22 protein-coding genes and 1 pseudogene are annotated in these 21,571 nt (G+C 60.3%); 15 read left to right on the top strand and 8 right to left on the bottom strand.

Annotated elements, in window-relative coordinates:
- The first annotated feature begins 129 nt into the window (after positions 1-129).
- The 3 genes from FJ426_RS26170 to FJ426_RS26160 all read left to right on the top strand — a co-directional run bounded on the left by FJ426_RS26170 (position 130) and on the right by FJ426_RS26160 (position 3,716).
- Entirely contained in the window at positions 130-2,298 is a 2,169-nt protein-coding gene (locus FJ426_RS26170; protein WP_140825608.1) for an amylo-alpha-1,6-glucosidase, read from the top strand.
- 197 nt (positions 2,299-2,495) lie between these two features.
- Complete coding sequence (locus tag FJ426_RS26165; protein ID WP_140825607.1) at positions 2,496-2,792, top strand: DUF982 domain-containing protein; 297 nt, start codon at positions 2,496-2,498, stop codon at positions 2,790-2,792.
- Positions 2,793-3,485: 693 nt separating this feature from the next.
- Positions 3,486-3,716 (top strand): hypothetical protein, encoded by a 231-nt coding sequence (locus FJ426_RS26160; RefSeq protein WP_348643712.1) that lies wholly within the window; start codon positions 3,486-3,488, stop codon positions 3,714-3,716.
- Between the two features lie 45 nt (positions 3,717-3,761).
- On the opposite strand, the gene FJ426_RS26155 is transcribed toward FJ426_RS26160, so the two are convergent.
- From FJ426_RS26155 to FJ426_RS26145, 3 genes are all read right to left on the bottom strand, one after another.
- Positions 3,762-4,910 carry a hypothetical protein gene (locus FJ426_RS26155; RefSeq protein ID WP_140825606.1) on the bottom strand — a complete coding sequence of 383 codons (1,149 nt, stop codon included), beginning with the start codon at positions 4,908-4,910 and terminating at the stop codon, positions 3,762-3,764.
- A 321-nt stretch (positions 4,911-5,231) separates the two neighbouring features.
- The gene (locus tag FJ426_RS26150) at positions 5,232-5,963 is read right to left on the bottom strand and encodes a class I SAM-dependent methyltransferase (RefSeq protein WP_140825605.1); all 732 of its coding nucleotides are present in this window, start codon (positions 5,961-5,963) and stop codon (positions 5,232-5,234) included.
- A 38-nt stretch (positions 5,964-6,001) separates the two neighbouring features.
- Positions 6,002-6,457 carry an alpha/beta hydrolase fold domain-containing protein gene (locus tag FJ426_RS26145; RefSeq protein WP_246675603.1) on the bottom strand — a complete coding sequence of 152 codons (456 nt, stop codon included), beginning with the start codon at positions 6,455-6,457 and terminating at the stop codon, positions 6,002-6,004.
- 160 nt (positions 6,458-6,617) lie between these two features.
- On the opposite strand from FJ426_RS26145, the gene FJ426_RS26140 reads away from it, so the two are divergent.
- Entirely contained in the window at positions 6,618-7,511 is an 894-nt protein-coding gene (locus tag FJ426_RS26140; RefSeq protein ID WP_181176994.1) for a LysR family transcriptional regulator, read from the top strand.
- Positions 7,512-7,540: 29 nt separating this feature from the next.
- Here FJ426_RS26140 and FJ426_RS26135 read toward each other — a convergent pair.
- Positions 7,541-7,890, bottom strand: a pseudogene (locus FJ426_RS26135) (cytochrome c); the annotation flags it as partial.
- Positions 7,891-8,210: 320 nt separating this feature from the next.
- Here FJ426_RS26135 and FJ426_RS26130 point away from each other — a divergent pair.
- The 3 genes from FJ426_RS26130 (at position 8,211) to FJ426_RS31900 (ending at position 11,044) form a co-directional block, all read left to right on the top strand.
- Complete coding sequence (locus tag FJ426_RS26130; protein ID WP_140825602.1) at positions 8,211-9,692, top strand: MFS transporter; 1,482 nt, start codon at positions 8,211-8,213, stop codon at positions 9,690-9,692.
- Between the two features lie 111 nt (positions 9,693-9,803).
- A complete protein-coding gene (locus FJ426_RS26125) occupies positions 9,804-10,562 on the top strand; it encodes a DUF899 family protein (protein WP_181176993.1) in 759 nt (252 codons plus the stop codon).
- Between the two features lie 293 nt (positions 10,563-10,855).
- Entirely contained in the window at positions 10,856-11,044 is a 189-nt protein-coding gene (locus tag FJ426_RS31900; protein ID WP_246675601.1) for a methyltransferase, read from the top strand.
- 290 nt (positions 11,045-11,334) lie between these two features.
- On the opposite strand, the gene FJ426_RS31520 is transcribed toward FJ426_RS31900, so the two are convergent.
- Positions 11,335-12,780, bottom strand: coding sequence for a hypothetical protein (locus tag FJ426_RS31520; RefSeq protein WP_181176992.1), 1,446 nt, complete (start codon positions 12,778-12,780; stop codon positions 11,335-11,337).
- Between the two features lie 963 nt (positions 12,781-13,743).
- Here FJ426_RS31520 and FJ426_RS26110 point away from each other — a divergent pair.
- The gene (locus tag FJ426_RS26110) at positions 13,744-14,856 is read left to right on the top strand and encodes a LuxR C-terminal-related transcriptional regulator (RefSeq protein WP_140825600.1); all 1,113 of its coding nucleotides are present in this window, start codon (positions 13,744-13,746) and stop codon (positions 14,854-14,856) included.
- 783 nt (positions 14,857-15,639) lie between these two features.
- Here the strand turns inward: FJ426_RS26110 and FJ426_RS26105 are convergent.
- Entirely contained in the window at positions 15,640-15,903 is a 264-nt protein-coding gene (locus FJ426_RS26105; protein ID WP_140825599.1) for a hypothetical protein, read from the bottom strand.
- Positions 15,904-16,517: 614 nt separating this feature from the next.
- Here FJ426_RS26105 and FJ426_RS26100 point away from each other — a divergent pair.
- From FJ426_RS26100 to FJ426_RS26065, 7 genes are all read left to right on the top strand, one after another.
- On the top strand, positions 16,518-16,898 hold the full coding sequence (locus tag FJ426_RS26100; protein ID WP_140825598.1) for a hypothetical protein: 381 nt from the start codon (positions 16,518-16,520) through the stop codon (positions 16,896-16,898).
- A 76-nt stretch (positions 16,899-16,974) separates the two neighbouring features.
- Positions 16,975-17,202: a hypothetical protein gene (locus FJ426_RS26095; protein WP_140825597.1), complete on the top strand. Its 228-nt coding sequence runs from the start codon at positions 16,975-16,977 to the stop codon at positions 17,200-17,202.
- A 698-nt stretch (positions 17,203-17,900) separates the two neighbouring features.
- Complete coding sequence (locus FJ426_RS26085; protein ID WP_140825595.1) at positions 17,901-18,089, top strand: hypothetical protein; 189 nt, start codon at positions 17,901-17,903, stop codon at positions 18,087-18,089.
- Positions 18,089-18,331, top strand: coding sequence for a DUF982 domain-containing protein (locus tag FJ426_RS26080; RefSeq protein WP_140825594.1), 243 nt, complete (start codon positions 18,089-18,091; stop codon positions 18,329-18,331). The genes FJ426_RS26085 and FJ426_RS26080 overlap by 1 nt, the downstream gene beginning before the upstream one ends.
- A gap of 79 nt (positions 18,332-18,410) precedes the next feature.
- Positions 18,411-18,803, top strand: a complete 393-nt coding sequence (locus tag FJ426_RS26075; RefSeq protein WP_140825593.1) for a response regulator — start codon at positions 18,411-18,413, stop codon at positions 18,801-18,803.
- A gap of 302 nt (positions 18,804-19,105) precedes the next feature.
- Complete coding sequence (locus FJ426_RS26070) at positions 19,106-19,312, top strand: hypothetical protein (RefSeq protein ID WP_140825592.1); 207 nt, start codon at positions 19,106-19,108, stop codon at positions 19,310-19,312.
- A 61-nt stretch (positions 19,313-19,373) separates the two neighbouring features.
- The gene (locus tag FJ426_RS26065; RefSeq protein WP_140825591.1) at positions 19,374-19,583 is read left to right on the top strand and encodes a hypothetical protein; all 210 of its coding nucleotides are present in this window, start codon (positions 19,374-19,376) and stop codon (positions 19,581-19,583) included.
- 836 nt (positions 19,584-20,419) lie between these two features.
- On the opposite strand, the gene FJ426_RS26060 is transcribed toward FJ426_RS26065, so the two are convergent.
- Positions 20,420-20,710: a hypothetical protein gene (locus tag FJ426_RS26060; protein ID WP_140825590.1), complete on the bottom strand. Its 291-nt coding sequence runs from the start codon at positions 20,708-20,710 to the stop codon at positions 20,420-20,422.
- Positions 20,711-20,925: 215 nt separating this feature from the next.
- On the bottom strand, positions 20,926-21,417 hold the full coding sequence (locus FJ426_RS31895) for a hypothetical protein (protein WP_246675600.1): 492 nt from the start codon (positions 21,415-21,417) through the stop codon (positions 20,926-20,928).
- Between the last annotated feature and the right edge of the window lie 154 nt (positions 21,418-21,571).

The following is a 21,571-nucleotide window of genomic DNA, read 5'->3' as shown; positions in this document are numbered from 1 at the left end:
ACGCTTTGCGCGACCGCACTCGAGTGCGGGATTGACGCGAGATGCTGTTGATGAAGGATGCTTCGGTGCAGGCGTATGGGACCCCGTGCGTTTCTGCCGCCCAAGTCTCTTCTGAACAGGAGGGCTGACATGACCATTGAAGTCGAAGAACGCAAGCTTAATCCAGCGGTGGCTCTCCCGTCGCTCGACGAATCGGCACCGCGCGAGCCGCACCGGCAATTTGCTCTGAAGCATGAGGACTGTTTCATCGTCGCCGACAGCTATGGCGACATACGTGGCACTGGCGACGGGCTCTTCCGCGACGATACGCGTGTGCTGTCGCGCTTCCGTCTATTCGTCGGCGGCCGCATGCCCTCGCTGCTTGGCGCCTCGCTCTCGCAGGACAACATTCTATTCAGCGCCAATCTGACCAATCTGGCCACCATCGGACCAGACGGCAGCGAAACGCTACCGGGCGTCGTTCACATCGAGCGGACCCGATTCATCTGGCAAGATCGCATGTTCGAGCGAATCACATTCTCGAACTACTCCGGACGGGAGGTGTTGCTGCCGGTCCGTTTCGACTTTGACGCCGATTTCCGTGACATGTTCGAGGTGCGTGGCACCACTCGAAGCCGCCGTGGTCGCGCGCATGATGCACTGGTCGGCGAGACGAGCGTCACGTTCCGGTACGAGGGCCTCGACAATGTTTCGCGCCAATCCGTCATCGCGTTTTCGTTGCGGCCCGATCAGGTGCATGCCGATCACGCCGAGTTCCTCATTCTGGTAAAAAGGCGCGACAGAAGAGCACTGTATCTGGAGGTCGGTCACAACGAAGAGATCCCATCCAGCGATCGTTTCCGCGCTGCCGCGGCGCGAGCGCGATTTGCCATGCGCTCAAAGCGTCGACACGGCGCCACTGTGTTCAGCTCCGGCCGCGTGTTCAACGACTGGCTCACGCGTACACGCGCCGACATTGCGTTGCTGACCACGGATCTGGAGACCGGACCATATCCGTATGCCGGGATTCCTTGGTTCTCGACTGCCTTTGGCCGCGACGGCGTCATTTCCGCCTTGCAGATGCTGTGGCTGAACCCGGCGCTCGCCCGCGGCGTCCTGGCGTTCCTTGCCCGCTATCAGTCGACAGAGACCTCGATATTTGACGATGCCGAGCCCGGCAAGATCATGCATGAAACCCGCAAGGGGGAGATGGCTATTCTGCGCGAGCTGCCGTTCGGCCGCTACTATGGTGGCGTCGACACCACTCCGCTCTATGTCTACTTGGCTTGTTGCTACGCCGATCGCACCGGCGACCACGAATTCGTCGATCGCATGTGGGATTCGCTGTGCGCAGCAATCGGATGGATGGAGGAGGTGGGAGCTCGCAACGGGGACAGCTTCGTCACCTACAGCAGGGCGGCAGATACCGGGCTTTTCAACCAGGGCTGGAAGGACAGCGCCGATGCGATCTTCCATGCCGATGGCACGATACCGAGAGGGCCAATCGCCCTGGTCGAGGTGCAAGGCTATGTCTTCGCAGCCTATCAGGGCATGGCTGGGCTGGCGGCAAGGCGCGGCGACGCCGCCAAGGCAGCGCACTGGAGCGCCATGGCAGAAAAAATCCGCAGCGCGGTGGAGACGCGGTTTTGGATGCCGGAGCGAAACTTCTACGCTTTGGCAATCGATGGGCAAGGCAAGCAATGCGCGGTGCGCGCCTCCAACGCGGGTCACCTGCTTTATGTCGGGTTGCCATCGGCGGAACGCGCGCGATCAATTGCCGAGCAGTTGCTGTCGGCGCATCTCCACAGCGGTTGGGGCGTTCGCACCTTGGCCGACGATGAGCTTCCGTTCAACCCGATGTCCTATCATAACGGCTCGATCTGGCCGCATGACACCGCAATCTGTGCCGCGGGGCTCGCCCGCTACCAGGAGCGCACCAGCGTCGTGAAGCTCATGAGCAGCATGTTCGAGGCGGCGGTCCAGTTCAACATGCGGCTTCCGGAGCTGTTCTGCGGCTTTACGCGCGCCATCGGGGACGCGCCGATCGCCTATCCGGTTGCCTGTCTGCCGCAGGCGTGGTCTGCCGGTTCGGCTTTTATGATGCTGCAGGCCTGTCTGGGGATCCGCATCGATGGCTGGAAGGGCGAGATCAATGTCGAACGCCCGCGACTACCGATAGGCATCGACAACATCGTCATCCGGCATTTAGCCGTGGGCGAGGCGAAGGTCGATCTCAATTTCCAGCGCGTCGGCGACCGGGTCGTCTGCTACCTCGGCGAGGGGCACGAGGGCCTGGTGCCGCTGGCCGTTCGCTCTTAGAAATCGCCGCGGCAGGGCCTGCCATTCGGTGCCAAATGTCGCGTCGAGATGCTGCTGGCGGTCGCCTGCCAAGCTGCTCTTGAATTAAAAAGAGGTGCTTCCAACCTTTTTTGTGTCCAGTTGGATTCAGCGGTTCGAGTACGAGCAGTGCATCTGCGGAAACCATCGCCAGGTTCAGTTGTTGAAGGGAGGTCACTATGCAAAGTGATGCTTTCAAGCAGCCAGTTTTCGTAGGAAAAACTAGCTACATTCAAAAGATCGACTGCGTCGTGGATGCCATTGAGTTCTTAGAGGAATGGCCTGTCGAAAGACGGGGCCTCCTTCACGCGGCGGCCTGTGAGGCGTGCTACTCCGCCTACGACGGTCGGAAGCCTGTCGAGGTCGCGCGCAAGGCCTTTACGACTTGGGCCCGCAAGATCGGCCTCATTGAGCACGTGCCAGCCGCACCGCCGTGGATGACAGGACCAAAGATCAGTAACGCAGACCGCGTGTGAGGGTGCGGAAGATCTCTTCATCCAACGCAGCTTGCGAGGGGATCGCACCCGCGGAAGCGTATATCCGCCTTGGCCGGTCGGCGTCCGGGATCGATTGGGCCCGTTGTGTTGTCCGAGGAGGGGCGCCACGGAATTGCCGGCCGAAACGCAACGTCGCCGCTCTTACGCACGACGACCCCCTCTGGCCTGTCGGCCATCACTCCTCTGGCGGCGGGTTCCGCGCGCCATCTTACCCGGCGCGAAATCGCGTCGCTCGCCTGGTTGCGCTTGCCGTAAAGCCAGCGGCTCGCGTCCAGCGTGCGCGTCATTGTCGCCGGTTGCGCTACCACGGCGCCGCGGTGCCCATGCCATGGCACTGGCCGCGCGGATAGACACTTCGGCTTTGATCCCGGCGAGCAGGCAAAGTTTCAGCGACAACCCAGTCGAGACGATCTCGGCGCCCCGAGAAAGCTGGACGGAAACCTGTCATCGCGCGCGGCGACATCAGCCACCAAGGCTTTGCGCGCTCGCTGGTGCAACGGGCTATGGACGAATGCGGACGGCTCGACGTCCTGGTCAACACGCCACGCATTAGGCGACTTTCGAGAAGCTGGAGGATATCACAGCCGAGGAATGGGACCGCACTTTCCGCGCGAACATCTATTCGCTATTCTATCTCTTGCAGGAGGCCGTGAAGCACAGGCCGGCATGCCAATGGCGCTGGATGTCGTGAATGCAATGCGGGACGACGGTGTGCTGATCAGCACGACAGGGGCCAAGGAGGATCCATTGAAAGTGCGCCCGCCGCTCGTCTGCAGGGCTGAACAGGTCGACATCTTTCTTGCGTCCATGGAGCACGCGCTCATCAAGGTCGCTGGCTCGGCACTATCACGACGCGACCGCTGCTTTGCGCCCTATCTCGGTCGTCTGGGCTGCCTCGGCTGATTTCCAAATGCGGACCTTTCAGTGGCCAAGAAGGCTTTGCCCACCTCAAAAAGTCGGCGACAGTGGAGGCAACCCAAGACGAGCCCGCCCAGCATCCTCCATGGCGACACGCTGCAGGACGATTTGCCCCATGATTGCATGGGCGTCGCGATGTGCTCGCTCGAAAGGATGCGATTCCAAAAGTGCGTGACCTCCGGCTGCTCGGCAGCAGAGATCAACGGCTTCGACGCTGGCTTCCGCAGCATGCACCGAGGCGCGCCGGGCATGGGTCCGCTGCTCCAGGCTGATTTCGTCACCGCCGCCGACAGCTGCCCAGATATCGGCAATTGATCGGCGTAGGTATGCGCCGCCGGATTCGGTCAGCGCCTGCGCTTTGGCGACAGAATACTGGGCGAAGGCTTGGTCACGTAGGGACGGTCGCCCGGCAGGCCCGCGCTTGATCGCCGCGAGCTCCGTCAGCGCCTCGATCGAGCCAAGCGCGATGCCGACCGCCACAGTAGCGACGATAGCGCTGAAGAAGGCGCCTGGCAGCCTGAATATCTGGGCTGAGTGAAGTGGCTTGCCCATGAACATCTGGAAGGTCATCCCGGCGGGCACAAACAGATTTTCAACCTCATATTCGCTGCTGCCAGTGCCGCGCATGCCGCTCGTATGCCATGTGTCCAGGATTCGGAATGTCTCGCGAGGCGCAAGAGCCTGGAGGCCATTCATGCGGCCGCTCTCGCCCACCGTGAAGCCGAATACCATCCAGCGTGCCTGATCGACACCGCTTGCCCAGCCCCAATGGCCGCTCACTCGATATCCGCCGGGAACGGATATGCCACGCCCAATCGGCGCATAGGCGCCTGCAATGCAACAATCCGGATCCGCAAACATCTTCCTGCTCCGCTCGGGCGGCAGATAACCGGCGTAGAGACCAGAGCCGATTCCGATAGCCAGGCACCAAGCGGTCGACCCGTCAACGCGGGCGATGTCCTCGATGAGTTGTAGGTAATCGAGCGGGTCGACCGCCGAGCCGGCGAGATCATGTGGCAGCAGCAGGCGATAAACGTCGTGCCTGACGAACGCCTCTGCCAGAGGCGTCGGTAGTCTACGCATCGTGTCACCCTCGGCCTTGTGCTCGGCGGCCAGCGTAGCGATCTCGTCGCGAAGGGTATCAAGACGGCCGATTGTCGGGCGCATGGAAGTTTTCATTTCTCGTTGTAGATGAAGCACGTGCAAGCATCCTTCTTGTTTCCTTTGATGTCGTTTCCCAGCCCGTGGCCAACTTTTCGTATGTGGCGGCTTCTCGACAGCTCAGCTCAGCTCAGCTCAGTTCGGATCGGCTCGGTCGGACGAACCACGAAGCGCGGATGGCGCGCGTACCTTCAGCGCCGACATTGCGGCCGACATGGATCGGCCACCTAGCCCGGCAGTCCATAACATTGACGCCGAGGCTGCCTGTCGGTCTTCGTCGACGAGCAAAAGGTAGGCATGTACAGGTCGGGCCGCACACAAGCCCCGTTGCTGTCGCCATTACGCCTTCCGGTAAACGCTCACGTGACGCCAGCTTCTCGCGTCGAACGGCTCATGCCTCCAGCCGCCATAGCGCCGATCCAGCTTGAGGCCCGCGCAGCGCGCCATCAGGTCGAACTCCGGTGGATGCGCCAGTCGCAATCTGAGCGGAACCATTTGAATTCCGTCGTTGCTTAGATCGATATGCGAGAGATCGAGCACCTGGCTGACAGGGTCGTATCGGCAGGTGGCAAGGTGAACCGATGTGGTGCCGATATTGTACACGTCGACAAATCCTTCACCCTCCCGTTTGGGCGCCGTTGGGATCCGGCACTCGAGCACGAACAGACCGCCTTCATCGAGATGCCGGGCCGCGTTCTCAAAGCATTCGACCTGGCCATCCTGGGTGATCACGTTGCCAATCGAATTGAAGACCAGATAAACAAGACCATAGCGGCGACCCATGTCTGCCAAGGTCATGTCGGCATTAACGACTGTCAGGTTCGCACCGCCGGGTTTGGCGCGCAGCACATTGATCATATCGGGCGACAGTTCGATGCCGTCGACGCGAAGTCCTCTCGCAGAAAGCAGCAGTGCGATGCGTCCGGTGCCAACCGCAAACTCGAGACAATCCTTACCGGCCGCGAGTTCCTCCAAAAAGGCGACCGTCTCCTCTTCGTCACCTCGTAGGTTGTCGTCATAGCGTTTGGCGACGTCGCCGCGGAAACTGTTTTCAGGTTTGAATCCTTCCATGTTTCACCTCTTGGCTATCGTTTCGCTCCCGGGTTCAACTAAGCCCGCAATGAGGTCAGCATCGCCAGCGCCAAACCGCCCCTGGCTTCCTCGCCGGCGAGTGCGATGCGCGCCGGGGAAGGCTGCGCCAGCAAAAACCGGTCGGCCTCGACAGCGTCTTTCTGAGCCGCCGGAAAAGGGTGCTCGAGAGCCAAGCGGTAACGGGCTGCAAAAGTCGTTGCTTGCGCCTTTCGGCCCGCCTGAGCGACCATGTGCCGGTGGCTACGCAAGGAGCCTGTGACATAGCCGCCGCCGTGCAAAAACGTCACGATCCAAGTTGGGTCGACATGTGGCGAAGCGGTCCACTCGGCGGCCACGCTGCCTGCATTGACTGGCTGAACCTCGATGTCTGGTCCTAGTGGGAACTGTGCTGCCAGACCGTCCATTCGTTGCCGACCTTCGGCCAGAGCAGCATGTCGAGGATGCACCGTCAACGCCGCGCGAATTGCGTCCATATCGGGGTCCGCCACTGCTACTGTTCTCCATCACGTGTAACTTGGTAGCGGCCGAGCGATTGCTCTGGTTCACTCGCTCCACCGCTTCAACCTAGCCGATGCAACGACGTCGGCCATCAAGCGTTTCGGCGATAGATTATTCCGCAAAATGGAATACCGAATGGAGCGTTTGAACGATCTCGAAGCCTTTCTGGTTATCGTGGAGAAGGGAACGCAAGCGGCGGCCGCCCGCCATTTGCGCCGATCTTTACAATCGGTGAACCGGTCGCTTGCCGCAGTCGAGGCATCAGTCGGCGTGCAACTGATCCGGCGATCAACCCGTTCTTCTGAGCCGACCGAAGTCGGCCTGGACTACTACAACAGCATCAAGTCGGCTTTCGCCGACATCGTGCGGGCTCGGGACAAAGCGTCGAGCCAGCGCGACGGTCTGACCGGTCTGCTGACGATCGGCGCACCTCATCTGTTTGCATCCGCACATGTGGCGCCGGCCATCTGCGATTTTATGCAGCGCTACCCTGGGATCGAAGTCGAGTTGAAAACGGCTGATGAGCAGGTTGATGTGATCGCCGCCGGGCTCGATCTCGCGGTGCGGATCGGTAAGTCGTCGGATGAGGGACTGATTGCCCGGCAATTAGGTGGCATGCGCGTCGTGGTCGTTGGGGCCGCAAGCTATTTTGCCGTTCATGGTAAGCCGAATACGCCCACCGATCTAACCTCTCACGAGTGCGTCTTGCGGGCCGGCGCCGACCCGATTGCCGAGTGGCCGTTTGCAACGGACGGCCGTGAATTGAGGGTAAAGCTGCGTGGCAAACTTCGCACTAACAGCGCCAGCGTGATGCGAAGCGCCATGGCAAAGGGTCTTGGAATTGCCCGCTTGCCGTATTGGCAGGTTGAGCCGCTGGTCCGTGCCGGCGAAGCTGAAATCGTTCTGGCCACTTTCGAGCCTGACCGGATTCCGATGCAAATCGTATGGTCTCCTACGGGTGCGCTGTTGGAACGCGTTCGCAAGCTGATAGACTTTCTCGCCACCCGCCTGAAATCGCAGGGGTTCTGATCAGGGCGTGGGCCTCACGCTGGAGCGGATTAGTTTGGCGCGGTGGCAGCGGTTCCGCCCGGCGGTATGATCCGCATCATGGATCTCGACACCGTGTCGCCAGGCTTGAACCGACCCGGGACCTTGTTGCTTATCGGCTTCACACTTTGCAGGAACGCCGCGATCGCCATGGCATCGTCCGCTGTGAGATGCGCAAAAGCCGGCCAGGGCATAATCGGCGCCAAGGTGCGGCCGTCCGGCCGCTGGCCTGTCTGGATCGCAGCGACGAGCTGCTCCGGGGTCCAGCTGCCGATGCCGGTCTCCTTGTCGGGCGTGATGTTTCGACCGGCAAACACGCCCTGGGTATCTCGAAGCCCATATCCGAGCCAACGAGAAAACGCCGCTTCCGATCTCCGCTGCGAAAGTAGAGCGATGAGCGAGCGTTCAAGCATGGTAGCCCCAACAGAACGACGCTTAGCGCGATTGCTGAAACCAACGCCACAACGGAGCCTGACGCGAGCTCTCAGAATCCCGTCAGATTTGTAACTCTCATCATTCGGTATCCAGGCCTACGCTCCCTCACACGGACCACTACCGGAACACGCAAGGAGCGAGGGCTGACCGGTAAATTTAGCCGAGCACACTGGATAAAGAGGGCGTCATGCGATCAAAATCACCTCCTGGCCTCACGAAGCCTGGCAAGCGTCGGCGCGGTCCTGGATGGGCCTGGGCGTCATCGCACTACCTTGCATCCTGGTATCGATGGACATGACCGTGCTGAACCTCGCGGTCCCACATCTGGCCGCCGACCTCGGCCCGAGCGCAGCCGAGTTGCTGTGGATCGCTGACGTCTACGGCTTCATGGTCGCGGGCGCGCTCATGACAATGGGCACGCTCGGCGACCGCATCGGACGCCGGCGGCTGCTGCTGATCGGTGCTGCTTTCTTCGGCGTAGCCTCGGCAGCGGCGGCATTTGCGACCAGCCCCATTCAACTCATCGCGGCGCGGGCCCTGCTGGGCCTTGCCGCCGCGACTCTGGCGCCCTCCACCCTCTCCCTGATCCGCAACATGTTCGAGGAAGATGGTGAGCGGCGTATCGCGATCGGCTTGTGGATCGCAAGCTTCTCCGCTGGGGCTGCGATAGGACCCGTCGTGGGCGGGCTGCTGCTCGAGTTCTTCTGGTGGGGTTCGGTGTTCCTCGTAAACGTACCGATAATGATGGTTTTGCTCATCCTCGGCCCGATGCTGCTGCCGGAGTATCGCGACTCGAACGCTGGGCGGCTCGACGTGGTCAGCGCCGGCCAGTCGCTCGTCGCGGTGCTCTCAGTCGTTTGGGGCCTGAAACGCGCAGCGGAGCACGGGCCGGACGCGATTGTCGGAGCGGCGATCGTCGCGGGACTGGCGCTTGGTGTCATTTTCCTCCGACGCCAGCGTCGATTGGCAGATCCGTTAGTCGACCTCGAACTGTTCCGCAGCACGGCATTCAGTGTCGCGGTGGGCGTGAACCTGGCGGGCTTCTTCTTCATGTTCAGCATATTCTTCTTTGTCCCGCAGTACCTGCAACTCGTGGTCGGCTTATCTCCCTTCGAGGCCGGGCTGTGGACTTTGCCCTCGGGCATTGCCTTCATCGCGGGTTCGCTCCTCGTGCCGTGGATCGCGGCCAGGCTGCGGGCGGAACGGGTGCTGATAGCCGCGCTTGTGGTGGCTGCAACAGGGTTTGCGGTGTTGACGCAAGTGGATGCGACCGGCTCGCTCGCTACTGCTGTAGTCGGCTCGGTGGCTTTCTCGCTCGGGTTGACGCCGGTGATCACGTTGACCACCGACATAGTAGTGGGCGCGGCTCCCCCGGAGCGCGCCGGCTCCGCGGCCGCACTTAGCGAGACAAGCAACGAGCTTGGCGGAACGCTCGGGATCGCGGTCCTCGGCAGCGTCGCCATGGCGGTCTACAGAGGCGCAATGGCGAGCGAACCCGCTGCTGCCTCGTCAGAGGCGGCGCGTGCCACGATCGGCGGGGCGGTAGCCGCGGCTGAGATGCTCTCGGCGGACGAAGCCGGTGCGCTCGTTGCAGCGGCGCGGGAAGCTTTTACAGCCGGCATGCAACTGACCGCCGGTATTTCCGTCCTGGGCCTGCTCGCAACCGCAGCGCTCGCGGCGGTGTTGCTAGGCCGGGCGCGATCTGCACCCTTCCGCGAGGAGGCCTGAGGTCCCGTGGTGGTCCGAGTGGACGGGCAACGGTTGAAAGGAGTTGCGGAAGGCCGCCGACAAGGTGGGTTGCCGCAGCACTGAATCCCACAGGCGAAGATGGAGGAAGGAATGAACCACATTATGGGAGATCAAATCGCGGCCCCGGAGGTCGTTGATCGCACCGTGTTCGAGACGCGACTCGAGGCCTTGCGCATTCGAGAGAAAGCTTACACCCGCCTGGGCGATGCCATCGCGGCTGATCGCCGGCGGCTGCCGATGGTCGCGATCGATGGCACAACTCCGCTTGTTGGCGAACATGGGAATGCGACGCTGATCGATGCATTCGAGGAGCGCAGGATGCTCATCGCCTATTATTTCATGTGGTTTCCGGGCAAACCGGCGCCGCAACAGTGCGAAGGATGCACGTTCTTCAGCACACAGCTTCGAGAACTGTCGCACCTGCATTCACGGGATGTGACTTACGCCACGTTCAGCCAGGGTCCTTACGAAGAGAGCAAGCGCTACCGTGACTTCATGGGCTGGACGATGCCTTGGTATTCGGCGCAGGCCTCGCTCGATAAGCTGCTGGTCGGGCGCCAGATCGGCATGATGCACATCGTGTGCTATCTTCGGCGCGGATCCGATGTGTTCGAGACATACTGGACGACTCGGCGTGGCGTCGAGGCATTGGACAACACCTACCGGTTGCTTGATCTGACCGTCTATGGGCGGCAGGAGGATTTTGAAGACTCGCCAGCCGATTGGCCAAAGCACTGGGGCGAAGCCAGCCATCCGTTTCGTCGCGACGGCCGTCCGATTTCTCAATGGCCTCGGCTGGAAGCCGCGCATTCCGACAACCTTATGACCGGCGGAGGTGCGGACCGATAACGGGCGCCGTCGTTGACGTGAAGGCAAATACCTGCGCTTGGCAGCATCGGTTTCGTCGAAGTCAAGGATAGTCAATTTCGGAGCCGAAGCGTCGCGCTTCCTCGATGCGTCCAAGCCGACCTACGCTTCTGCGCGAGTTCTGGGGTGCCGACCTGCTGATCGCAGAGTCGCCGCGACAGAATCGCCGGCCGCGCTGCATGACTTTTCCGAAGCGGGGCTCGAGGCTGCGGCGGTCTTAAGCCGAATGCTCGCACCGGGGCGGATTGATTTTCGGCCGGCATCTGGCTAAGGCGATGGAGTTCTCCGCGATCAGTTCGGTCATCGACATCGGCGGAGGCCCCCAGGACCATTCTCGCCTGACTCGCAAGCGGTGGCCGCAGATTGCGGGGACGCTGGTGGAACTCCCGTTAGTCTCAGCGGCCGCGCCGGATATCTTGTCGGAATACAGTGCCGACGGCGTGGCCTTCGAAGAAGGGACATAACTGCCCTCAATCGGAGGGTACGATCTGGCGATCCTAAAGTGGTCGGGGTCAGCGCGACTGAGCGTCAACTATGTTGCCTTATATCACTGCCCGCGTCGGCGCGACCAAGTATGAAGTTTCAGCGTTCAGGGTCGGCATCGGTGAGCCAGCTGGACCACTGGCGTCGGCCTTGAGCACGCCTTCACCGACAAGGGAATCGCCGCCAAGAAATGTTGGACCGCTGGGAAACGACTTGCGGCCCGTAAAACCTCAAGAACACCTCCAATCGGGAGGCTGCCCCGCGATTGCGTTCACCTTGCGATACGTCCGCTTTTCGCTCCAATCTGCCTGATCGTCGATTGCATCCCTCTGCCAAGCGCAATAGGGACACTCGCGAGTTTTGCGTCGGCTGCGTGGGGCCCGACAGCACCATCCCCATCCGGGGCAGGGTAGTAGTCGCGTGATGTAGGAAACGCGGAAACCGACGACAAGCTGTTAGGCCCGCCGCCGTTCGGATCGTCCGGGCTCGGATAGTACGCGTTCGGGTCGGGTCTGCCTCTGTCACTATTCGGATCGGGCTTGCCCTCCTCGTTTTCCGGATCTGCGGGAGCTTCTTCGTCGTCGATCATCGAAAGCGTATCGGTATCCTCGCTCGCCTGATCGGCGTCTGACTCCGGGATGCCGCCGCTGGAATCCCCACTCGCATCGTTTCCCGAATGCTCAGGCTGTTTTGTATCAAGTAAGCCGAGGCCAACGCCAATGGCTACGGCTCCCGCAAAGGCGAGTCCAATTCCTACAGCCGGCGCGGCTGCGGCACTAGCCGTGGTGCCTGCCGCATAAATGAGCCCTCCGACAAGCATTCCGGCACCTGCTCCGACAAGCGGCGCGCCCATATCATGACTATCCGTGCGTTGTTCACCAGGCGATCTACCTCGACCGAACGGACCGGCGAGTTCACCCGAACCGGGACCGTAGCCGCCCATGCCGCCGCCGGGGCCGTAGCCGCCCATGCCGCCGCCGGGGCCGTAGCCGCCCATGCCGCCGCCGGGACCGTAGCCGCCCGTACCGCCGCCAGGGCCGTAGCCGCCCATGCCGTTGCCGCCGGGACCGTAGCCGCCGAACTTGCCCACTGCGCCGTTCGGTCGAGTCTTGACACGTCGCCCAAGATCAAGCGCTTCAAGGTCGGCAACATCGAAGAGATCGAACTCCGCGCTGCCGCCGTTAAGTACCGTTATTCCCTCCGAACGTGCCTGCGCTCCTGTTGGCACGTACCGAAGCCACGTTTCGCAAGCCATTGCTGCAAGCTCGTCGTTGCAATAGGGCCAGGCAGATTCGATTGCGGAGGACAGGATCGTCTCAAAGCCAGTGGCATCGCGTTTCCACAGGACAAAATCACATATCAGTTTCAAATAGCGCAGCCGTGAAATGGGATCACAGATGGACAACGAGTAAAGAACGGCAAGCTGAAAATTCTTCAGCGTTTGCAGCCGCCTTGCCGGTTCAATGCGCTTCGTGAAGGTCGATCTTGAACGGACCTCTCGACCGAACGTCAGCATTGCCAGTTCATGGCCATAAGCCAAACCGACTGACGTCTCCAAGGTCAACATTCCTGCGCGACGAAAAAATATTGTTCCGGTCGCGGTCCTTTCCGGAATGCGGAGGTAGTCTCGTTGACGCATGAAATACTTTTTTCTGGCTTCTAGCGCATTTTCTCTAAGTCCATCTTTTATATTTCGGCGCCCTATTGCATTGACCACAATTTTCTCCTCTGCATGTTGTCGGTTTGCGGGAACCAGAGCGCCGCGACGAAACGGACTGGGAAAACGGGACACTCAAAGACAACGGCATTTGCTGACTGGTGCCGGTTTTTGGTCGAGGAAGATGAGGCGCCGCCATTCGCGCCCTGAGCACGATACGCTCGTCATCTACTGGTGATCGTGTTGCCGTACGACGGGTTAGTAAGCGCATTGCGATCTCCGCACCGACTGGATGGGCGGCTGCTCATGCATAAATTCCGGAGAGACCGCCGACGAAGAATGCCGGCGAGGCCAGCAACCGCGCATACGCCTCAGGGTGGTCGCGTGAGTGGAGCGACTGAAGCGCGACTTTTCGCTTGTGTCGAATCCGTCGGTATTCGCCAGCAGGCCGTACCCTCTTTCGAGCTTCATCCTGTGCTCCGCTGGTGGTCATTGATTGCAAATGGCAAGGACGACCATCGGCACTTGGTACTGATGACCTAGAAACGGAGAAAGCGACAGTCGGCATTTGACGACTACAAGCCCTCAAAAACGCGCCCGTGCCATAAAGCACAGGAACCCAAAGCTGTCTGTTCCGGAGCCGGTCTGCCGTGATCCTGCGTTCAGGTGCCGCTTCGGTGAGGCTCGTTTTGGGGAATATGCGCTTAAGATATTTGCGGGCGGCGCGGCGGTGATATTGGCCCTTGCCGTCCAACGGCCTAGGCCAGCTAATCGACGACGGCCCGCCGTTTCCACCGGCCTGTACGAGAAATGCGCTTGCCACGAAGAATTCGCGCTCGTGGTCGCGTTGCCGATCCGGCGTGCAACGGGTCTTCGGTCACTCGTTTTCCCAAGTTGGCCCGCAGCAATCTAGGGTTGACCTCACCTTCCATTATGGCATTTTGGTCGTTCGAGAGCCGGTTGCGTGTAGGAGCTTTCGCAATCTCGACAGCTATGTGCCGATCCTAGAACAGGCTCGCTCCCATGTTTGACGATCTTACGGACAAGATCTACGAGGCCGCCTTTGTGCCGGATTTGTGGGCGGGGGCGCTTGAAACGGCCAGCGCTCTTTCGGGTTCGGCCAGCGGCTCGATTTTCGTCTTTACTGACGGTTCTCCTGCTCGCGGCAGGCTCAGTAACGAGTCGCCCGGTCACGCCAAGTCCCTTGAAAGAATCCGGCCTCTATTCGATGAGTTCCTAATCGGCGACAACTGGAAGTTATCGTCTGCGGTGATGCGGATGTATGACATGCGACCGGCGAGCTTTGTGCAGGTCGAAGATTTCTTGACAGCCGACGAGGTCGAACGTGATCGGGTGCGTATACAGCTGAGAGCGGCTGGTATCGGCGCTCACGCTTGCGCAGCAATTCCCGTTCCGAGCGGGGAACTTATCACATTCGTCTTTCAACGTTGGATCAAAGATGCTTCTTACGATCAGGGCGCGATCGACAGCCTCGACCAGCTTCGCCCGCATCTCGCGCGGGCCGGCATGGTCTCGGCGCGATTGGGATTGGAGCAGGCGAAGGCGACGGTCTCGGCGCTCGAGGCGCTGGGGTTGCCGGCCGCGGTGATGACCGCATCAGGGCGCGTGCTGACGGCCAACAGCCTTCTCGAAGACATGCCCGACGTTTTTCTGCCAACCGCGTACGGGGGTGTGGCGATCAGCAATGCCTCCGCCAATGCGCTTTTCCAAGAGGCGATCCTGGAAAACCGGCACAATTTCGCAGTGCGCTCCGTTCCCACCGCGGCGAACGAAAGCCGGCCGGCTCTGGTGATCCACCTTTTGCCGCTGCGTCGGGCCGCACATGATATTTTCTCCGGCGCCGACATCCTGGTCGCAGCGACAGCGGTGAGCGCCAGCTCCGTCGTACCATCACCAACAATTCTCATCGGCCTGTTTGATCTGACGCCCGCCGAGGCACGTCTGGCCGCCGCGCTGTCGCAAGGGCAGCCCTTGAAGGATGTTGCCTCAGGCTTAAAGATCACGGTGAAGACCAGCCGGACCTATCTGGAACGGATATTCGCCAAGACCGGAACGCATCAGCAAAGCCAACTCGTCGCGCTGCTCAAGAGCACCGAGCCGCTCAATCGCAGATAAGACGCTACATGTTTTAGCCCCCTCAAGAGCTCGGCTTCTGCCGGCGTCAGGTCGAACAGTCTGCGCACATGCACCTCGAAGCCGTCGGGAATGCGTTGCCCAACCTCCGTCATCGTGATCCGCGCATCGGCCCGACGCCAAGCCGTAGGCAGGGCATCGAATGGCGCTGCCGACAGCACCGATTGCGTCATGTCGGATCGCTGGCGATTAAATTGCACCAGCAAGTTTCCGCCGGTTCCTGGCATAAAAACGCCCACATTGCGGCATCAACTGGAAGAGCCTTTTAGTCGACGTGCCAGACATTGCAAAGTAGACAAGGGTCGCCATGCATCAGATAAATAGTCCGCTTTTTCTGGAGGAGGCCTACTATTCCCGATCTTTAGTTGCGGACGGTCTGCCCCAACAGCTTTACGCGCCCGGTGCCTGAACTCTAGCGCGGCCCGTTCCGCGTATGTCGTGGTGATCTCAATTCCAGCCAGGTTTGCGGGTTAGTTCCCCATCTACTCGACCCCGTCATGCTCCTGGGTGCACTGGACTTGCTTGGCTGCGAATGAAGCTGCCCACCGGTAAACCTGAACAGCCGACCCAATCCTCAGCTAACGCAGTAAGGTCGTCATGAGAACTCAATCACTGTGGAATTGAACGGCTATGTCGCCGTTCTTCAAGAGTCTGTCGTCTCCTTCAGGCTGGCAAAAGAGCTCCGGCCGGCGCCGGCTAGCCTGCCAGCGCTGCAGTGCCATGCCGCAGGATCGGTGATCGGATCTGCGCACTCCTCTTCTCGGGTCAGAGCCCGAGTGTCTGACCTGCTTCGAGGTGAAGGAAAGCTGCCGACGAGGTCCTGAAGACCGCGTCCTGAAATGCCACGACAGCAGAACCATGGGTAACATCAATCAGAACGGCCGCCGCACGCTCAACCTCATCGGCCAAGCGATCAACCCGGCCCATATAGTTCACGAGGCGATCGTGCAGCATCGACGACCGCGCGGCGTGGTAAAGGACGCTGCGCTTGTGACCGTCAGAGTTCAGTGGCTCGAACAGCATTGTCATGGCGGGAAACCTCAATGTGTCTTTGCGTCCGCAACCTCCATTAGAAACTCGTCACTTAACCCTTTCGTTCCGCTGGCGGACCCAAAAAGTGCCGCACCAAGTGCAACATCTGAGGCGGGTGCAGAATGACGAACACCGTGCGCAAGCTCGCACGCCTAAGCAGATCGCAATCACGCCGCCGGTCGGCGGGCGAATAACAGAACACAAACCTGCGGTCTCATCCGCTTCGCTTTGACGTTACGCCCGGCCGGCCATGGGATCGGTAGTCGGCGGCATCCCTGGCTTCCATTCGCGCGGGCAAGCTCATCGCGAGCTATCGACATACGCTCGCGCGTCCACACGTCTGTCACGGAGCTCACGCGCTAGTCGACGTCGGTTATGATGATTGATGGATCGGGAGCCAGCGCCCAACCCACACCCCGATCGTTCCGCGAACAACAACCGCAGCATCACGCAACGCCATGCGTAGGGATCAGAAGGGGTCCTCCCGCGAGCCAGATATCCGATCTCTTGCTCAGAAATTTCTATCAAACATTCCCGCCTCTGTACGTCTAATTTGATTGGAGGCTCGGTTCGAAAGGGATTAAATAAAATTCTACGAAGGGAGGCAGGCGATGCTCGACACGCATACAGAGATCACGCGCGCCATTGAAGCCACCTTCCTGCTGCGGCAAAATTCTATTGCTGGAACCGCCGCCTTTCGCCGCGATATAGACAATACCCGAAAGGCGATCAAAGCATCGCGCGAGCTGCTGAAGCACCTTCGCCGGCACCAGGGCGAGGACACTGCCCGACCCCGGGAAGATGCAGATCCGGCTGCCATTGCCGTGTCCGCGTTCGATGCCGACCTTCTCCACGCTTCATTTCGAAATTTGGTCGTAGAAATGAACTTGCCGGAGTCTCAATGGCACGATCTGGCCAAGAGCTTGGTACTCGAATACGCCGGGTGCGAGCAGATCGAAGGTGGCTTGGTAGGTTGGATCATAAGCAAGTGAGAGCCGTCCAACCTTGTTGCATTTTCCCACAGCTTGTCCCCATAGTGCCCGAGAGAGGGAGCTTGGGAGGTACCCAGTGGATCACCTGTGGAAATCCACCGACGCAATCATCCAGAATGCCATTGACGAAGCTCTCGAAGGCAACGTCGTCTCCCTAAAAAAGGCCGTCGCCCTAATTCGAGCAAAGCGTCCGGAATTGAAGGACGAGCTGGACGAGCTCGGCACGGTTAACGAGCTTTCAGAGCGGGTGGTCTTTGTGGCGTCAGCGACCGGAAAGGCGGTTCTCTTCGACCTCCACGAATAGGGAACCATCTGAGCGTCCCGGGAGACTCACTTCTTTTGGTTCGAGGGAGCCTTTCCATATTCTGCTGTCCAACATGACAAGCAGTTCGCGCGCCCGCTGGTGATCGGAGGAATAATAGACCGTATTGTTGTCGTAGCGGACACGAACCAAGCCAAGTCTTCGCAACTCGGCCATCTGTTGAGAGAGTGCCGACGGGCTAAGTCGCAGTTGCTCCCGAAGCGCCTCCGCCGACAATTCACGGTCTAGCACCAGGCTCAAAAATAATAAGGCGTCGCCCGTTAGACATGGCCCTCAGAAATGCGGGCAGCCCGGCTAACGTTGGCTAAAAATTGATCTGAGACCTCGAGACCTCCCCCTTATAACGTGGCGCTACGATGCGGCTCGGCCCGACACCGAACCAGTCGACGCCAAAGTAGTTCCGAGCGGAGGTGTCCAGTCGATGCCTCTCCGCGCCACGGGTGCGGAACCATCCAGGCAGCCTCGAAGTTCGATGCTGAACTAGTCGTGCAGGCCGACTATGGAAGAACTCGACAACGCACACCAGCGGGCCATCGCCCGCCTTATTCGCCAGTGGATCAAGACAGAGACGTTCCGCCGTCACCTTCGTCAGTTGCTGGGGCTGCGGGTAGACGACGAACTTCCCCAGGAGCATCGGTCCCTGCTCGACGAACTGAAACGCAGATACGGCGAATGGTCTCATGGACCCAAGGTACGAACTGAAAAGAGACCCCGAGGGATGGACGGTGGTCGACCGAAAGACCGGGAAACCCACTGAACCCGAGGGTCACCCCGCGGTCGGCCTCGAGATCACCTACGCGACGGACCTCGTGATGCTCCTGAACGCCATCTGCATGAAGGACAGGATCTCCTCAGGCCGGTTCTTCTGATGGCAACCCACTGGTTCTCCCCACCGGTCCCGATCAGCGGCAAGCAGTCAGGCATTATCTACATCGTCAGCAACGTCGAGGCAGCATGCGAACATCTCCTCACATGGACAAAGGGCGGCCCTAAGTGGAACCAGGCGGTGCGCACATGCATGAACGCTCTGGTGGACCGAGCGACACCTCAGGAGGCCCGAGAGGCGTTTCTCGCCGCCGCTAGGGAAGCGGGAGTGCTACGACCCAATTAACAAATGACACACGCCTGAGGGAACCTAGCCGGCCTCTTGCCGTTGACCCCGTTGGGGATTAGCGAAAGCGCAAATTTTAATGACATCAGGTGCCGTCCTGGTCGCCGAGGATGAGAGCATCATCCTCTTGGACGTCGAGCACTCCCTGGTCGAGGCCGGGTTCGAGGTGATGGCCGTCTACAGCGGGAATGATGCTATCGCAGCCTTTGATCGTGACCCGCAGCATATTGCCGCTCTTTTGACGGACATAAGGCTTAGAGACGGTCCAACTGGCTGGGAGCTTGCCCGGCATATGCGAAGCATCAATCCGACTTTGCCGGTCATTTACATGAGCGGCGATGGTGCCGAAGATTGGTCTTCACTTGGGGTGCCAAACAGCCTCATGATCACCAAGCCGTTCGTCATGGCCCAGATCATCACGGGGCTTGCAAACCTGCTCAATGCGCAAGGGGTAGGAACAGCTCCTGGCTGACTAGGTACCTGTTCTCCTCAGTCACACCTTGGGAGAACTGCGGGGGACCGAGAGCGAGCCTTGACGGAAGGCTATCAGGTGGATCATAGCCCTGGCTGCGGAGGAGTGCTCTTCGTTCGTCTTTCTCTTCCCCTTCGGCCGACGCGGATTCTGAGGCCTCCTCGTCCCTTTAGTGCATAGCTCCACCTGCCGAAGGCAAATACTCGCGGCCCTTCGAAGGCCGCGGGCTCCGGCCGGCGCTTTTCTATTTGGCAGCGAAACGAGACCGCCTCCGGCAAATTCGGAGATTAAAGGAGGTTCCGATGCGAGAGGACGGCGGCGGACCCGAAGATGACGAGGGCATGCTGTTGCGTGGTCGGCGGCTGGCTGCGGAGGCCGGCATCTCGGAACGAGAAGCGCACGGCTTGACCCAGCTCATTGGCACCGACTGGAGTTCTTTGCTGCGCGAAGCCCGTTTCCTAAAAACCAGCGCTGACCGTTTTGATCTCGACCAGGATCGCTGTCCTTGAAGGCCTTGCACGGCCGGAGGGCCTGCTGCATGTTCTTGGTGGTGGATTCCGGGAGAAAATCATGCCAATTCAACGAAAGGCGGCCGAGAGCGGTATTTTCGACGCATCTGAGTTGGCATTGCTTGGGCGGGTCTTCGACAAGCTTAAGCTGGGCAACCCATCGCCTGACGAGCGCGAGGTGATTGCCTCCCGAATTATCGCGAATTACATGGCAGGTGTGGTTGACGAGGCCGAGTTGGTTTTGCTTTCGAAGCAGCCGCTGGGCCGCTAGCCAACTCTCGGAACTTACCGCCCGCCCCGTTTTTGCGTTTCGGGGCCTCGTCGGTCTTTTTTCGTTGACGCGGAACAACGTGCTATTTCCGAAGTTGGAGCGCCGGAAGCTTCGCAGCGAGACTCCCAGCTTCCGCAGCCCGTCTCGCCCACGGCAATGGCTTGAGGCGGGCTGCTTTTGCATTTCGACGATGCTACGGCGGCCATTAAAAACGCGTCCACTGGCGAAAGGTGGCGGGTTTTTTGCTGTCCGGGGGAACCCGGCCTAGGGACACTCGTTCTGTGCGGCAACACTGGGCGGCAACGTCAGATCAGGGTAGTGATGCGGAAAAGGCAGCGGTTCACCGAGAAGGAAAAACAAGACAGAACGGAGCGCACCTCGGATGCTGCGCGCGAGTTGATCGAGGTCGAGCGCGCGGCAAGGGATGCGAAAACAGCTCGGCTGCGGGAGCAGCGGCTGACGCCTGACATTCCCTACACGACTTCGGCGCCCAGCAAAAAGCGCGAGAACGCGCGCCCCCAATAGCCCGCCAGCGCTCGACGGAACATCGGCGCGAGAGATCGTGGCACCAGTTAATCGATCTCGAGCGGCTCGTGGTCTGGGTGTTCATGCCCGGTGACCTGATGCAAAAAGGTAGCGCCGCCAGCCGGTATCCTTCATACCCATTCTGTCCAGCGAAGCGCAACCGCCACCGCAAGCCGACGTCCATCGGGTGAAAAGACGGCCGGCGCCGGTCGGGAGCTGGCGGGCATAGGGCGCCGGCCAAGTGGACACGGATCCGCCGAGTTTTATTTTATCGACGATCTCGTTATGGCGTCATCGCGGAAGCGCTTAGCTTAAGCGCTCCCGTCCGTTTCGCTGTCCTCATCGATTTGGCGCATCGGGAGATAGGCGTTAGTTTCCAGCCATTCGCGCAACACAATCTGAATGAGATCCGACCGGCTGATCTTCATCTCAGTCGCAAGGGCGGTGAGTGCATCTTCCGTTGCCGGCTCCAAGTTAACGCCGGCTATGTTTCGGAGCATCAGGGCGGCCCGGCGAAGGATGATTTGAAGTTCCGGCCGCGGAATGTCCGCAATGCGGTCGGCGGCACTTTCTAGCTCTTTGGCGAAGGATGCTCGGGTCATGACCCCATCTTTGCCATACCGCAGGTGCGCTGCCAAATAGTACACAGCAGTTCAATTCAACAGCGATGGTATCGGGGAACGTCGCAGACTCACCTTGGATGGATTGGCAGCAGCGATCACTTTCCACGCCGTCGGGCATCAATGGGCAAGCTTCCATGACGGCAGAACCTTCATGTCAACGCGGGCAATCTGCCGCCAGGTACAATCCTAATCCTTCAGGCCTCATGCCAGACGTTTGTATCGAGCCCCTGCGAAACGTCGGCCACCTCGGCGAGCGCAATCTGTAGGCCGAAAGCGTGGCCGGTGGAGTAATGCTGGCGCCCTGTCTGTATTGCTCCAGCGCAGTTTGCGCCGAACGGGACTAATAAGGTGCTTCGACCTGGCCTATTGATGCCTCGTCCGCTGTCGATGGCCGCTCGTGCGCCGCTGGGGGGCAGGAAAGCCCATTTGGGTGTCAGAAAGCGGTGGAGGATTTCGTCAGGGCCGATTTGGATGGTCTTCACCCGCGCGCCCCGTTTCGAGATCCCGGATAAAGGCGAGGACTGCTTCGACCTGGCCGTCGGCGACGAGCTCGGCCGCCGTGCGATGGCCACAGTCGGCGAAACCATCTCAGCGAGCCGCTGCGCCAAGGCCTTCTTGCCGGCGGCAATACAGATAAAAAGCGTCTCCTTCGGCCTTCTGTTGTCCAGCGGCACAAAGCCAAGCACGCCCTTTTTCCACGGCGTTACAGACGTCGTAGCAGGTGAGAAAGCTCACTCCCTTCTCCCCTACGAAAACCGACGCTGTGCTGATCGAAGGATCGGCGCCCCCGCCGTTGCTCAACCCGGGCCAAGAGCCGTAGCAGAAACGGCCAAGGGGTCT

It is taken from the genome of Mesorhizobium sp. B2-6-4 (genome assembly GCF_006441495.1).
In the GTDB taxonomy this organism is placed as follows: Bacteria; Pseudomonadota; Alphaproteobacteria; order Rhizobiales; family Rhizobiaceae; genus Mesorhizobium.
Note: the sequence above shows the minus strand (reverse complement) of the source record. Positions and strands in the feature narration are given on the sequence as shown.